The sequence below is a fragment of the Frankia alni ACN14a genome (genome assembly GCF_000058485.1).
In the GTDB taxonomy this organism is placed as follows: Bacteria; Actinomycetota; Actinomycetes; order Frankiales; family Frankiaceae; genus Frankia; species Frankia alni.
In genome coordinates, this window is sequence record NC_008278.1 from 6,186,204 (window position 1) to 6,200,970 (window position 14,767).

General features: G+C 73.5%; 10 protein-coding genes. 6 read left to right on the plus strand and 4 right to left on the minus strand.

Going from position 1 to position 14,767, the window contains the following annotated elements:
* Nucleotides 1-36 precede the first annotated feature (36 nt).
* The 4 genes from FRAAL_RS24880 to FRAAL_RS24895 all read left to right on the plus strand — a co-directional run bounded on the left by FRAAL_RS24880 (nt 37) and on the right by FRAAL_RS24895 (nt 3,630).
* A complete protein-coding gene (locus tag FRAAL_RS24880; protein ID WP_011606787.1) occupies nt 37-771 on the plus strand; it encodes an amino acid ABC transporter ATP-binding protein in 735 nt (244 codons plus the stop codon).
* A gap of 229 nt (nt 772-1,000) precedes the next feature.
* Nucleotides 1,001-1,993: a glutamate ABC transporter substrate-binding protein gene (locus FRAAL_RS24885; protein WP_011606788.1), complete on the plus strand. Its 993-nt coding sequence runs from the start codon at nt 1,001-1,003 to the stop codon at nt 1,991-1,993.
* Nucleotides 1,994-2,095: 102 nt separating this feature from the next.
* Nucleotides 2,096-2,716, plus strand: a complete 621-nt coding sequence (locus tag FRAAL_RS24890) for an amino acid ABC transporter permease (protein WP_256788748.1) — start codon at nt 2,096-2,098, stop codon at nt 2,714-2,716.
* A complete protein-coding gene (locus FRAAL_RS24895) occupies nt 2,713-3,630 on the plus strand; it encodes an amino acid ABC transporter permease (protein WP_011606790.1) in 918 nt (305 codons plus the stop codon). The genes FRAAL_RS24890 and FRAAL_RS24895 overlap by 4 nt, the downstream gene beginning before the upstream one ends.
* 71 nt (nt 3,631-3,701) lie before the next feature.
* On the opposite strand, the gene rny is transcribed toward FRAAL_RS24895, so the two are convergent.
* The 4 genes from rny to FRAAL_RS24915 all read right to left on the minus strand — a co-directional run bounded on the left by rny (nt 3,702) and on the right by FRAAL_RS24915 (nt 8,232).
* The gene (rny, locus tag FRAAL_RS24900; RefSeq protein ID WP_011606791.1) at nt 3,702-5,879 is read right to left on the minus strand and encodes a ribonuclease Y; all 2,178 of its coding nucleotides are present in this window, start codon (nt 5,877-5,879) and stop codon (nt 3,702-3,704) included.
* A 344-nt stretch (nt 5,880-6,223) separates the two neighbouring features.
* Nucleotides 6,224-6,826: a recombination regulator RecX gene (recX, locus tag FRAAL_RS24905; protein WP_011606792.1), complete on the minus strand. Its 603-nt coding sequence runs from the start codon at nt 6,824-6,826 to the stop codon at nt 6,224-6,226.
* A gap of 3 nt (nt 6,827-6,829) precedes the next feature.
* Nucleotides 6,830-7,870 (minus strand): recombinase RecA, encoded by a 1,041-nt coding sequence (gene recA / locus FRAAL_RS24910; RefSeq protein WP_011606793.1) that lies wholly within the window; start codon nt 7,868-7,870, stop codon nt 6,830-6,832.
* 167 nt (nt 7,871-8,037) lie between these two features.
* Nucleotides 8,038-8,232 (minus strand): DUF3046 domain-containing protein, encoded by a 195-nt coding sequence (locus tag FRAAL_RS24915; RefSeq protein ID WP_011606794.1) that lies wholly within the window; start codon nt 8,230-8,232, stop codon nt 8,038-8,040.
* Between the two features lie 185 nt (nt 8,233-8,417).
* Between FRAAL_RS24915 and FRAAL_RS24920 the strand changes: the two genes are divergently transcribed.
* Both FRAAL_RS24920 and FRAAL_RS24925 read left to right on the plus strand, forming a co-directional pair.
* On the plus strand, nt 8,418-13,169 hold the full coding sequence (locus FRAAL_RS24920) for an ATP-dependent helicase (RefSeq protein ID WP_011606795.1): 4,752 nt from the start codon (nt 8,418-8,420) through the stop codon (nt 13,167-13,169).
* Nucleotides 13,166-14,587, plus strand: coding sequence for an MFS transporter (locus tag FRAAL_RS24925; RefSeq protein ID WP_011606796.1), 1,422 nt, complete (start codon nt 13,166-13,168; stop codon nt 14,585-14,587). Before FRAAL_RS24920 ends, FRAAL_RS24925 begins: the two co-directional genes overlap by 4 nt.
* Nucleotides 14,588-14,767: the final 180 nt, after the last annotated feature.

A 14,767-nucleotide genomic window follows, 5' to 3' on the forward strand; every position in this document is an offset into this window, starting at 1 on the left:
CACCACACCGTTCTGCCATTGTGTCGGGAGGTCGATGTGCCCCTGGTGACCCTGGAGGGAGTCGGGAAGTCCTTCGGCGACAACCGGGTACTGAGCGACGTCGATCTTTCTGTCGAGGCGGGAGAGGTCGTTGTCGTCATCGGGCCCTCCGGGTCCGGGAAGTCGACGCTGTGCCGCTGCATCAACCGGCTGGAGACGATCGACGAGGGCCGTATCCTGTTCGAGGGGAACCCGCTGCCCGCGGAGGGGCGGGAACTCGCCCGGATGCGCTCCCGGGTGGGAATGGTTTTCCAGTCGTTCAATCTGTTCGCCCACCGCACGATTCTCGACAACGTGACGCTCGGGCCGACGAAGGTGCTCGGACAGAAACGGGGCCAGGCCGAGGCCCGCGCCCGCGAACTGCTGACCAGGGTCGGCATCGCGGACAAGGCCGACCGGCTCCCCCGGCAGCTCTCCGGCGGCCAGCAGCAGCGCGCCGCCATCGCCCGGGCGCTGGCCATGGACCCGGTTCTCATGCTGTTCGACGAGCCGACCTCGGCCCTGGATCCCGAGATGATCTCCGAGGTGCTCGACGTCATGCGGTCCCTGGCCGCGACGGGAATGACCATGATCGTGGTTACCCACGAGATGGGCTTCGCCCGCTCCGCCGCCGACCGCGTGGCCTTCATGGCCGACGGTCGCATTCTGGAGATCGCGCCGCCCGACGACTTCTTCGGCGCGCCAAAGTCGGACCGGGCCAGGGACTTCCTGGCCAGGATCCTGCAGCACTGATGCGCAAGCACTGAACGCAAGAGCTGGTCGCAACGCAAGGGCTGGTCGCAAGCACCGACGCAAGCACTGCCACAAGCACTGACCGGGGCCGGCCCCGGCGCCGGGCCACCCCCATGGCCCGCCGCGCGCCGGGCGGGAGCCGCGCCCCGGGCGGCACACCGGGACACCTCCTTCGACACCAGACCCCGTTCCGGACCCGGCGGTCCGGGGCACCGCGAGAGGATCGGTCATGCGTACACCGTTCAGTCGGGGCCGGCGGCCATCCGCCGGGCGTCCTACCGGTGACCCCGGGCAACCCGGCGGGAACTCACCCCGACGTTCCGCCGGGTCCGGCCGCGCCCGGCGGCGCGGCGGCGCGCTGCTGCTCGGCGCCGCGATGGTCGCCACCCTCGGCCTGACCGCCTGTGGCAGCAGCGACGACGACACCAAGGACGCGGCGCCCACGGGCGCCGCGGCCAGCTTCGCCCCGGGCACCACGATGGCCCGCCTCCACGACGCCGGGAAGATCACCGTCGGGACGAAGTTCGACCAGAACCTGTTCGGCCTGAAGAACCTCAGCGGCAAGCCCGAGGGCTTCGACGTCGAGATCGCGGAGATCATCACGGATGCCCTCGGGATCCCCCGGGACAAGGTGAACTTCGTGGAGACGGTGTCGGCCAACCGTGAGCCGTTCATCCAGCAGGGCCGGGTCGACATGGTCGTCGCCACGTACACGATCAACGACAAGCGCAAGAAGGTCGTCGACTTCGCCGGGCCGTACTACGTCGCCGGACAGTCGATCATGGTGGCGAAGAAGAACACCGACATCACCGGCAAGGACTCCCTCGCCGGCAAGAAGGTGTGCTCGGTCAGCGGGTCCACCCCGGCGGAGAACATCCGCAAGGTGGCACCGGCCGCCCAGCTGGTGCTGTTCGACGTGTACAGCAAGTGCGCGGACGCGCTGAAGAACGGGCAGGTGGACGCGGTCACGACCGACAACGTGATCCTGCTCGGCCTGATCGACAAGGATCCGGACGCCTTCAAGCTCGTCGGCGGCACCTTCACGAAGGAGCCGTACGGCATCGGGATCAAGAAGGGCGACACGGCCTTCCGGACGTTCATCAACGACACGCTGGAGGCCTCGTACTCCGACGGCCGCTGGGCGAAGGCGTTCAGCTCGACCGTCGGGAAGGTCGAGCCCAACACCCCGACCCCGCCGCCCGTCGACCGCTACACCTCCTGACCCACCGGTCGCGGTGATCGGCTGGTTCCGCCGGTCACCGCGACCAGGCGTTCCACCGCACGAGGGAGCTTCGCGATCGACGCCGTCTTCGACAACCTCGACATCTTCGCCGAGGGATTCCGCCGCACGGTGGGCCTGAGCCTGTTCGCGGCGATCGCGGCGCTGATCCTCGGCACCGCGCTCGCGGCGATGCGGGTCTCGCCGGTGCCTCCCCTGCGCTGGCTCGGCACCGCCTACGTGGAGATCGTCCGCAACACCCCGCTGACAGTGGTGTTCTTCTTCGTCGTGTTCGTCCTGCCGCAGGTCGACATCGTGTTCTCCTACTTCACCTTCGCGGTGGTCGCCCTGTCGATCTATCACGGAGCGCTGGTCTGCGAGGCGGTCCGCTCGGGCATCAACGGGGTCGACCTCGGTCAGGCGGAGGCCGCCCGCGCGCTCGGCCTGACCTTCACCCAGTCACTGCGGATGATCGTGCTGCCGCAGGCGTTCCGCAACGTGCTCCAGCCCCTCGGCAGCGTGATCAGCGCCCTGATCCGCAACACCTCGATCGCCGCGGCGTTCGGCGTCCAGGAGCTGACCGGGGTCGTGCAACGGCTGACGACGGCGAACCCGGACTCGGTCATCGCCGTTCTGCTCGGCGGCGTGGTCGCCTACCTGATCCTCACCCTGGCACTGGCGGGCGCACTGGCCCTGACCGAACGACGGGTGGCGAGGGCACGATGAGCGGCACGCCGATCGTCCTGGCGGATCCGCCCGGCCCCCGGGGCCGGCGGCGCATCCTGATCTCCAGCATCGTCGCGCTCGCCGTCATCGCCGGGCTGATCACGTTGGCCCTGCTGCGGCTGGCGGACCACGGGCAGCTCGACGGCGAGCTGTGGAGCGTGTTCGTCGACCAGCCAGACCTGCGGACCCTGCTGTGGAACGGCCTGCTCGACACGCTGCGTGCGGCGCTGACGGCGATGGTCTTCGCCGTGGTCCTCGGCGTCGCGCTGGCGATGGCGCGGATGTCGCGGCACCGCGCCGTGCGCATCCCCGCCACCGCCGTGGTCGAGCTGTTCCGCAGCCTGCCGGTGCTCATGCTGATCCTGTTCGCCTACCTGGGGCTGCCGGCGCTCGGCTGGAAGCTGTCGGCTTTCTGGGCCCTGGTGCTCGGCCTGACCGCCTACAACGGGGCGGTGATCAGCGAGATCTTCCGGGCGGGGATCGCCTCGATCGACCGGGGGCAGACCGAGGCCGCCGCGGCGCTCGGGCTGCGGCCGGTGCAGGTCTTCCGGCTCATCCAGTTCCCGCAGGCGGTCCGGCGGATGAGCCCGACCCTGATCAGTCAGCTGGTGACCCTGCTCAAGGACACCTCCCTCGGTTTCGTCATCGCCTACAGCGAGCTGCTGCGCTCCGGGCGCGGCGCCGTGGAGTTCCTCGGCAGCCGGTACGCCCTGCCGATCTACACGGCGATCGCGGTCATCTACATCGTGACCAACAGCCTGCTGTCGGCACTGGCCCGGTGGCTCGACCGGCGGCAGAACCGCCGGCTCGGCGGCGGGCACGCGCAGCTGCCCCTGGACGCCGCGACGGCCGCCGGCGCCCCGCCGGCGGCAGCGGTGCCCGAGCAGGGCGGCTCGGGTGGCACCCTGACCTGAGCCGTCCCGACCGGGCGCCCGGTCCAGCGATCCGACAGGACGCGCGGTCAGCGGGCCGACGGGACGCCCGGTCAGCGAGCCGTGCCCACCGCCCGGGTCTCCCGGACCACGGTCACCCGGATCTGACCCGGGTAGGTGAGCTCGTCCTCGATCTGCCGGGCGACGTCGCGGGCGAGCAGGTGGGCGGCGACGTCGTCAACCTCCTCGGGGACGACCATGACCCGCACCTCCCGGCCCGCCTGCATCGCGAACACCCGGTCGACCCCCGGGCGATCACCGGCGATCTGCTCGATCCGTTCGAGCCGCTTCACGTACGACTCCAGGCTGTCGCGGCGCGCCCCCGGCCGGCCGCCGGAGATCTGGTCGGCCGCCTGGGTCAGCACGGCGCACAGCGAGCGGGGCGCGACCTCGTTGTGGTGCGCCTCGATCGCGTGCACGACCTCCTCGGACTCCCCGTAGCGGCGGGCCACGTCCGCGCCGATGAGGGCATGGGACCCCTCGACCTCGTGCGTCAGCGCCTTGCCGAGGTCGTGCAGCAGCGCCGCGCGCTTCGCCAGGGGCAGCGCCATCCGCAGCTCCGCGGCCATGATCCCGGCGAGGTGAGCGCTCTCGATGAGGTGCGCGAGCACGTTCTGGCCGTAGCTGGTGCGGTAACGCAGCCGCCCGAGCAGGGTGACCAGCTCGGGGTGCATCTCGGAGATCCCGGTCTCGAGCAGCGCGTCCTCGCCGGCGCGCACGCAGCGCTCCTCGACCTCCACCTGAGCGCGCGCGTACTCCTCCTCGATGCGATGCGGGTGGATGCGCCCGTCGGACACCAGCGCCGCGAGCGTGATCCGGCCGATCTCCCGGCGCACCGGGTCGAAGCAGCTCAGCAGGACCGCCTCCGGGGTGTCGTCGATCAGCACGTTCACCCCGGTGACGGACTCGAAGGTCCGGATGTTGCGCCCCTCGCGGCCGATGATCCGGCCCTTCATCTCGTCGCCCGGCAGGTGCAGCACGGTGACGACGGACTCGGTGGTCTGGTCGGAGGCGACCCGCTGGATGGCCGTGGTCACGATTCGGCGGGCGCGTTCCTCGCCCTCCTCCTCGGCCCGCGCCTCGATCTCACGGACCAGCAGGGCAGCCTCGCGGCGGGCCTCGTGCTCGATGGTCGAGACGAGCTCGGCCCGGGCCTGGACCGCGGTGAGCTCGGCGATGCGCTCCAGCGCCGCCTGCCGGGCGGCCTCGTCGTCGGCCGCCTCCGCCGTCCTGTGGGCCAGCTCGTCCTCCCGGTCGAGCAGGTCCTGCTCACGCCCGGCGAGCCGGCTGGCGTGCTCGTCCAGACCGGCGGTGCGCTCTTCGACTCGCTGTTCCCGGGCCGCAAGTGCCTCCTCCCGGCCGCGCAGTTCGGCCCGCCGGACCCGCAGCTCCTCCTCGAAGGAGGTCCGGGCCGTGGCGATCTCGGCCCGGGCGGCCTCCAGCTCGACGCGGGCCGCGTCGCGTACCGCGGCCTCCGCGCGGGAGGCGTCGGCCGCAGCCTCGGCACGAGCCTGGTTACGCAGCGAGGCGACCTCGTCCTCGCCGCGTCGGCGGATCTCCGCGGCCTCCCGCTCAACCCGGGCGAGTCGCTCCGCGGCCTCACGTTCCGCCCGAGCGACGATCTGCGCCGCCTCGCGCTCGGCCGCCCGTCGCACCGACGCCGACTCCCCCGGCGCCGACTCCCGCAACGCCGACTCCCGCAATGGCGCTTCGAGCGATGTGTCCTCCGTCGCGGCAACCCGGCTAGGCGTGTCGGCGACGGCCGCCACGGCGAGGACCGTCCCCGTGTCGACCGTCTCGGCGATCCGGCCCGTATCCGACGCGTCGGCGGGTGATCCGGCGGCCGGCGTGGGTGCACCACCGATCGCCGCCCCGGGCTCCGGCGCGGCGGCCGCATCGTGGTGGGGCGCCCGAGGGGCCGGGGAGCCGAGGCCGGCGTCCGGTGCGGCCGCTGACTCGCCGTAGGCCGCACCGGGAGCGTCACCCGCCGGCCGTTCGCCTTCGGCCGCGGGCCGGACGGGGGGCAGTACCCGCACCGCGGGTCCGTCGTCGTCGTCGAGCGCAAGCGCGTCGACGGAGGCCGCCATACCCGAGGAGCTCCGGGTTGCGCGTGTCGCGGCGCCGTAATGCCGGTCCCCCCGCGCCGTGCGCGCCAGCCACGCCACGGCGAGGATAAGCGCGACGAGCACGAGGAGAACGAGCGACAAGAGGATGACGAGAACGCCGTCCACCGCTGCTCCCTCCGCTATCGTCGGACCCGCCCAGGCGGGCTGGATCGGAGCGGCGAAGGACCCACGACCCGGCGCGATCAGCCGTGGAGGGGCAGCGCGGACTCCACCATTACGATAAGAAGCCCATGGCGGCAAGCTGGAGCAGACCATCAACAGAGATGGCCCATCCCGGCATGGCGACTCGGACACCCGCTCGCGGCGGCTGCCTCCTTGTGAAGTTGAACGAGCTATCGTCACCGCGTCCCCGCGGAGGATCCTGTCACCTTTCTGGGAGAATAAGACGGGTCACATTCTCCGGTCAAGAAATTCGTCACATTGACAACAGGCGGAATTCCCGCTAGAGCTCAGGCGGAGGGGCCGAGGTCGCCGTCGTCCCACGTCGGCGGCTCCTCCTCTTCGGTACCGGCGCCGACCAGCTCCTGCACGACCCGGATCGCGAGCTCGGCCGGATAGCCCCGCCGCATGAGCATGGCCAGCAGCCGTCGCGTCCGCGCCTGCTCGGGCAGCCGGTCCATCGATCGCAACCGGCGCCGGACCAGATCCCGGGCCGCGTCCTCCTCGTCCTGCGCGGCGAGAGCGGACGTGGCCCCCTCGACCACGTCCGGCTGGACTCCCCGCCGACGCAGCTCCGCGGCGAGTGCCTGCCGACCCAGCCCGCGGTGGGTACGCGCCGAGGACACGAAGGCGGCGGCGAAGGCCTTGTCGTCGACGAGCCCGACTGCGGTCAGTCGGTCGAGCACCGTCGCGGCGACGTCGTCGGTCACGCCTCGACGGCGCAGGGTCGCGGCCAGTTCGGCCCTGCTACGCGCCCGCGCCGCCAGCTGGCGCAGGCAGATCTCCCGCGCGACGACGACCGGATCGGCCGGCCGACCGGCACCGGGATCGCCTGCGGCGTCGGTGCCGGCGGCCGGACGGCGGCCGGCGTCGCGCCGACCGGCTCCCACCATCGGTCAGAGGTCGATGGGGACCGGTGCCACCGCGTCGGATTCGACGCTGGGCAGGATGCCGAGCTTTTCCTTGATCTTCTTCTCGATCTCGTTGGCCAGGTCGGGATTGTCCCGCAGGAACGACCGGGCGTTCTCCTTGCCCTGGCCGAGCTGGTCGCCGTCGTAGGTGTACCAGGCACCGGACTTGCGGATGATGCCGTGTTCGACGCCCATGTCGATGAGGGAACCCTCGCGACTGATACCACCGCCGTAGACGATGTCGAATTCGGCGGTCCGGAACGGCGGGGCGACCTTGTTCTTCACCACCTTGACTCGCGTGCGGTTACCCACGGCCTCCGTGCCGTCCTTGAGCGTCTCGATACGGCGGACGTCGAGGCGCACCGACGCGTAGAATTTCAGCGCCTTTCCACCGGTCGTGGTCTCCGGCGAACCGAACATGACGCCGATCTTCTCGCGGAGCTGGTTGATGAAAATCGCGGTCGTGCCGGAGTTCGCCAGCGCGGCCGTCATCTTGCGCAGGGCCTGCGACATCAGCCGGGCCTGGAGGCCGACGTGGCTGTCGCCCATCTCACCCTCGATCTCGGCCCGCGGGACCAGCGCCGCCACCGAGTCGATGACGATGATGTCCAGCGCACCGGACCGCACCAGCATGTCCGCGATCTCAAGCGCCTGCTCACCGGTGTCCGGCTGGGAGACCAGCAGGTTGTCGATATCGACCCCGAGCTTCCCGGCGTACTCCGGGTCGAGGGCGTGCTCGGCGTCGATGAACGCCGCGATGCCGCCGGCCGCCTGCGCGTTCGCCACGGCGTGCAGGGCGACGGTCGTCTTCCCGGACGACTCCGGGCCGTAGATCTCGATGACGCGGCCCTTCGGAAGGCCACCGATACCGAGCGCGACATCCAGCGCGATCGAGCCCGTGGGGATGGCCTGGATCGGCGGCCGGGTGTCGTCCCCCAATCGCATGACCGATCCCTTGCCGAACGCCTTGTCGATCTGCGCCAGGGCATTGTCCAGCGCCTTGTCACGGTCGAGTCCTGCCGCCATTGGGGTTACTCCATGCTGAGGTCGTCGATTCTTGGCCACGGAGGTGACGTTAGGCCGTGGGTCCGACAGTTTCGAGGGCCGGGGGTGATCTGTGGATAAGTGCCCGCATGGGGATAACTCTAGCCGAACAGGCGTTCGACGGCTCGGCGACACGCCGATCGGCGCGCTCAGCGCTCCCGGGCGGGCACGTCGAACTCGTCGCACACGGCCCGCCACACGGTCTTGGCGTCGTCACCGCGGGCCAGGGCCGCCTCCACCGTCGCGCCGCCGAGCCCCGCGAGCACATGATCGCGGGCAAACGACTCCGCGTAGGCCGAACCGAACCGTATGTCCATCTTCGCCCAGAACTCGGTCAGCCTCACCTCACCAGTGTGCACCGGCCGGAAAGGGTCGGGTCAACCGCCGCCGCGGCGATCGGTCCCCCTCTCGGCGGGCGCCGCCGGACCCGAACGCACCCGGCGCAACCGGGCGGCCCACAGCCGGACTCCCGAGCCCGACGGACCGCGGCCGCCGGAATCTGTCGGTGCCGCGTCGCAGACTGGACGACGTGCCCAGTCGCAGCCCCACCGATCAGCCGGATCCGCTCGCGCCGTTCTCCGCGCCGACGCGGAGCTGGTTCGGCGCGGCCTTCGCCGCCCCGACGCCCGCCCAGCACGGTGCGTGGGAGGCGATCCGTGGGGGCGGCAACGCGCTGGTCGTCGCCCCCACGGGCTCCGGAAAGACCCTCGCCGCGTTCCTGTGGTCCCTGGACACGCTGGCCCGGTCGCAGCCGCCGCCAGAGCCGACGCGCCGGTGCCGGGTGCTCTACATCAGCCCGCTCAAGGCGCTCGGCATCGATGTGGAACGCAACCTGCGCGCCCCGCTGGCGGGGATCCGGGGTGCCGCGCAGCGCCTCGGCCTGCCCCAGCCCGACATCACCGTGGGGGTTCGTTCGGGCGACACCCCGGCCGCCCAGCGGCGCGGCTTCGGGACCCGTCCGCCCGACATCCTGATCACCACGCCGGAGTCGCTGTTCCTCATGCTGACCAGCGCGGCCCGCGAGGCGCTGCGCGGAGTCGGCACGGTGATCGTCGACGAGGTGCACGCGGTGGCCGGCACCAAGCGCGGCGCCCACCTGGCCCTCAGTCTGGAGCGCCTCGACGCGCTGCTGGACCGGCCGGCACAGCGGATCGGCCTGTCGGCCACGGTGCGCCCGGTCGAGGAGGTCGCGCGCTTCCTCGGTGGGGCGGCCCCGGTGGAGGTGGTCCGGCCGCCGGCGGCGAAGACCCTCGAGATCGAGGTCGTGGTCCCCGTGGAGGACATGACCCGGCTGGGCGAGCCGCTCGTCGACGCGCCGGCGGACGGCTCCGCCGCGGCCGCCCCGCCCCGGGCGTCGATCTGGCCGGCGGTCGAGGAGCGCGTGCTCGACCTGGTGCTGGCGCACTCGTCGACGATCGTGTTCGCCAACTCGCGGCGGCTCGCCGAGCGGCTGTGCGCACGGCTGAACGAGCTCTACGCCGACCGGCTGGTCGAGGCCGCGGCCGCTGCCGACGGGCCGGAGTCGAGCCCGGCCGCGGCCAGTTCCGACGGCGCCGGCGCACCCCCGGCGCGCCTGGCCCCGGCCGCGATGATGGGCGCGGCCGGCCAGGGCGGCGGCACCGCCGCCGGGTGGCCGGAGGTCGCGCGGGCCCACCACGGCAGCGTCAGCCGCGAGCAGCGGCTGCTCATCGAGGAGGATCTCAAGGCCGGGCGGCTGCCGGCGGTCGTGGCGACCTCCAGCCTGGAGCTGGGCATCGACATGGGCGCGGTCGACCTCGTCGTCCAGATCGGCTCACCGCCGAGCGTGGCCGCCGGCATGCAGCGCGTCGGGCGCGCCGGTCACCAGGTCGACGCCACGAGCCTCGGCGTCGTCCTGCCGCAGCATCGCGGGGACCTGCTCGAGAGTGCCGTCGTCGCCGAGCGGATGCGGGCGGGGGCGATCGAGGAGGTCCATGCTCCACGCAACCCGCTCGACGTGCTCGCCCAGCAGATCGTGGCGATGACGGCGATGGACGACTGGTCCGTCGCCGATCTCGGCGTGCTGGTCCGGCGGGCGGCGTCCTTCGCGTCCCTGCCGGGGTCGGTTCTGGAGGCCGTGCTCGACATGCTCGCCGGGCGCTACCCCTCCGACGCCTTCGCCGAGCTGCGCCCCCGCATCACCTGGGACCGGGCCACCGGCATCCTGCACGGCCGGCCCGGCGCGCAGCGGCTTGCGGTGACCAGCGGCGGAACGATCCCCGACCGGGGCATGTTCGGCGTGTTCCTGATCGGGGAGAAGGCCAGCCGGGTCGGGGAGCTCGACGAGGAGATGGTCTACGAGTCGCGGGTCGGCGATGTCGTGCTGCTCGGCTCGTCGAGCTGGCGGATCGAGGAGATCACCGCGGACCGGGTGCTGGTCACCCCGGCGCCGGGCCGCCCCGGCCGGCTGCCCTTCTGGCACGGCGACGCCCCCGGTCGGCCCGCCGAGCTCGGCCGCGCGCTCGGGGCCTTCCTGCGCGAGGTCGGCCGGCTGCCGGCGCCGGCGGCGGCCGAGCGGATGCGGGCCGCCGGGCTCGACGACTGGGCCGCCGCGAACCTGCTGCGCTACCTCGACGAGCAGCGGGCCGCCGTCGGGCATCTGGGGGACGACCGGACGATCGTCGTCGAGCGGTTCCGGGACGAGATCGGCGACTGGCGCCTCGCGGTGCACTCGCCGTTCGGCGCCCCGGTCAACGCCCCCTGGGCCCTGGCGCTCGGGGCGCGGCTGCGGGAGCGGTACGGCACCGAGGTACAGATCATGCACACCGACGACGGCATCGTCGCCCGGATCCCGGACGCGGCGGAGGTGCCGGGCGCAGATCTCGCCCTGTTCGAGCCGGACGAGATCGACGCGATCGTGCGGGCGGAGATCGGCGGCAGCGCCCTGTTCGCCAGCCGGTTCCGCGAGTGCGCCGGGCGGGCCCTGCTGCTGCCGCGGCGCACCCCCGGCCGGCGGACCCCGCTGTGGCAACAGCGCCAGCGCAGCGCCCAGCTGCTCACCGTCGCCGCCACGTTCAGCGACTTCCCGATCGTGCTGGAGACGATGCGGGAATGCCTGCAGGACGTGTTCGACACCCCGGCGTTGGTCGGGCTCATGCGCGAGGTGGCAGCCCGATCGCTGCGGGTGGTCGAGGTGGAGACGGCGTCCCCGTCGCCGTTCGCCTCGTCGCTGCTGTTCGGCTACGTCGCCGCGTTCCTGTACGACGGCGACGCGCCGCTGGCCGAACGCCGCGCCCAGGTGCTGTCGCTGGACAGCTCGCTGCTCGCCGAGCTGCTCGGCGAGGCCGACCTACGGGAGCTGATCGATCCCGCCGCGCTGGCCCAGGTGACCGCCGAGCTCACCCGGCTCGCTCCCGAGCGGCGCGCCCGCGACGCCGAGGGGGTCGCCGACCTGCTGCGCATCGTCGGCGACCTGACCACGGCGGAGGCCCTCGCCCGGGGGGCCACCCCGGCCTGGCTCGCCGAGCTGGAGCACGATCGCCGGATCCTGCGCGTGCGCATCGCCGGGGAGGAACGCTGGGTGCCCGTCGAGGACGCGGGCCGGCTGCGCGACGCCCTCGGCGTTCCCCTGCCGGTGGGAGTGCCCGAGGCGTTCACCCAGCCGGTGCGCGACCCGCTGGGCGATCTCATCTCCCGCTACGCCCGCACCCACGGGCCGTTCGACGCCGAGGAGCCCGCGCGGCGCCTGGGGCTGGGCACGGCGGTCGTCGTCGGGGTACTCGAGACCATGGCCGCCGAGGGCCGGCTGGTGCGCGGCGAGCTACATCCCGAGCGCACGGGCCTGCAGTGGTGCGACGGCGGGGTGCTGCGCGCGCTGCGCCGGCGCAGCCTCGCCGCGCTGCGCCGCGAGGTCGAGGCCGTGCCGACCCGGGCACTCGGCGCCTTCCTGCCCGCCTGGCAGGAGGTGACCAGCGGTCGGGGCCGGGGGGTCGACGGCGTGCTGCGGGCCGTCGAGCAGCTCCAGGGCGCCCTGATCCCGGCGAGTGCCTGGGAGCAGCTCGTCCTGCCGGCCCGGGTCACCGACTACTCCCCGGCGATGCTGGACGAGCTGTGCTCCGCCGGCGAGGTCCACTGGGCAGGCGCCGGCGGTCTACCCGGCGGCGACGGCTGGCTGACCCTGGTCACCGCCGACGCCGCCGCCCTCCTGCTGCCCGCGGCCGACCTCGACGCCGCCGCCGGGCAGCCGCACGCGGCGATCCTCGACGCCCTCGCGGACGGCGCGGCGCTGTTCTTCCGGGCCCTGTCGGACCGGGTCGGCGCGCTCGACGACACCGCCCTGACCGCGGCCCTGTGGGATCTCGTCTGGGCAGGCCTGATCACCAACGACACCCTCGCACCGCTGCGCGTGGCCCTGGGTGCCACCGGCGGTACCGCCGCGGGCGCGGCGCGGCGGCGCCCCCCGCGGCCGCGGCAGTCCCGCTACGGTCGGCCGACGCTGCCGCGGCGGACCGGTCCCCCCACCGCGGCCGGCCGGTGGTCGCTGCTTCCCGAACGCGACGAGGACCCCACCCGCCGTGGCCACGCGCTCGCGGAGGCACTGCTCGACCGGCACGGCATCGTCACCCGGGGGGCGGTGACCAGCGAGCGGCCGCCCGGCGGTTTCGCCGCGGTCTACCGGGTGCTCAGCGCGTTCGAGGACGCGGGCCGGGCCCGGCGCGGCTACTTCGTCGAGTCACTGGGCGCCGCCCAGTTCGCCGTGCCCGGCGCGGTCGATCGGCTCCGGGCGATCGCCGCGGCGCAGCGTGACGCGGCCCAGGTCCCGTCCTGGGCACCGCCTGCGATCGGGTCCGCCCCCGGCACCTCGGCGGAGAACGGGGGCCTGTGGGCGCGAGCGGATCCCCGCCGGCCCGGATCCGCGACGGGTCGGGCCGGCGGCGGCCCCGCGGCGGTAGTTCTCGCCGCCACCGATCCGGCCAACCCCTTCGGTGCCGCACTGCCGTGGCCGGAGCGGCCGGGACCGGGAGCGGACACGGCGGCCGGGCACCGGCCTGGCCGGAAGGCGGGAGCCCTGGTCGTCCTCGTCGACGGCGAACTGGTCCTCTACGTGGAGCGTGGCGGACGGTCCCTGCTGTCGTGGACGGCGGACGAGCGCCTCACCGGGACCGCCGTGGAAGCCCTGGCCCGCGCCGTCGTGGACGGCTCACTCGGCCGGCTGACCGTGGAGAAGGCCGACGGGGAGCCGATCGCCGCGAGTGGCCTCGGCGCGGCCCTCGAACGCGCCGGCTTCCATCCGACGCCGCGTGGCCTGCGGCTGCGGGCTTGACCAACCAGATCGGCGCCCGCGAGGAGGGCGGGCGCGGGCCGGCGGTGCGATCCCTGTGGGACCACCGGGTCAGGGCGCTGACCGTCGGTCTCGTCACGATCATCACGCTGGTCGCGTTCGAGGCCCTCGCCGTGGTCACGGTGCTGCCGGACGTCGCCGCCGATCTCGACGGCCTCGGCCTGTACGGCTGGGCGACCAGCGCGTTCTTCCTCGGCACGACGGTCGGCATCGTGCTGGCCGGTGCCGGCGCCGACCGGACCGGGCCGGCCCGCCCGTTCGCGGTCGGGCTGCTGTTCTTCTGCGCCGGGCTGCTGCTCGCCGCGCTGGCGCCGACGATGGGCCTGCTCGTCGTCGGCCGGGGGCTGCAGGGCCTCGGCGGCGGGTCGATCCCGGCGATCGCCTACGCCACGATCGGCCGCGTCTACCCCGCCGAGCTGCGACCCCGGGTGTTCGCGATGCTCTCCACCGCCTGGGTGGTGCCGGGCCTCGGCGGGCCGGCGCTGGCCGGCCTGATCGCCGCCCACGCCGGTTGGCGCTGGGTCTTCGGCGGACTGCTGCCGCTGACCGTCGCCGCGGGGGGCATCCCCGTCCGGGCGCTGCGCGCGCTGCCGGGGCGACCGGCCGGTGGGCACGTCCGGATCCCGATCGTCGCGGCGGTGCGGATCAGCGGCGGCGCCGGCCTCGTCCTGGCCGGGCTGACGAACCGCTCGCCGTCCGGCCTGCCACTGATCGCCGCCGGCATCGCCTGCGGTCTCGGCCCACTGCGCCGGCTGCTGCCGGCCGGTACCCTGCGCCTGCGTCCCGGCGTCCCTGCCGCCGTGGCCGCCCGAGGCCTACTGACCTGGGCCTTCTTCGGGGCGGACACCTTCGTGCCCCTGTCGATCACCGCGGTGCGGCACGCGTCGACGACGACGGCGGGACTCGCGGTGTCGACGGCGACGCTCTGCTGGACGGCGGGCTCCTGGACGCAGGCCCGACTCGCCGAGCGCCGGTCGTACCGGGAGCTCATCGGGGCAGGACTCGGCCTGGTCGCCCTCGGCACGGGCGGGTTCGCCTCCGTGCTGCTGCCCGCGAGCGTGCCGCTGGCCGTCCCGATCGCCTGCTGGGGAGTCGCCGGGATCGGCATCGGCCTGTCGTACTCGACCGTCGTCACGCTGGTCCTCGGCGAGACGCCGCCCGACCGGCACGGGATGGCCAGCACCGCGGTGGCCCTCAGCGACAACCTGGGCACTGCGTTCGGCGCCGGGCTGAGCGGGGTGGCGGTCGCGGCGAGCCAGGCGAGGACCGGCGCGCCGGACACCGGGCTCGCGGTCGCCTTCGGCCTCACGGTCGGCGTCGGGTTGTTCGGCGCGATCGTGGTCGCCCGGCGGCTACCGCGACACCGCTCGCCCAGCCCGGCACGCGCACCCCGGCCGTGACCGGTCCCGTTCCCGGGACCGGGACCGGGACCACAGCGACAGGTGACGCAAGGAGTCGAACGACGGAAGGTGGACGACGGATGGCAGAGAGCGCATGACGGAGGTCGGAAGGCGGACGACGCAAGGCCGACGAGCAAGGCCGACGAGCAAGGCCGACGGCGCAGGCACCGGGCGCGTCGG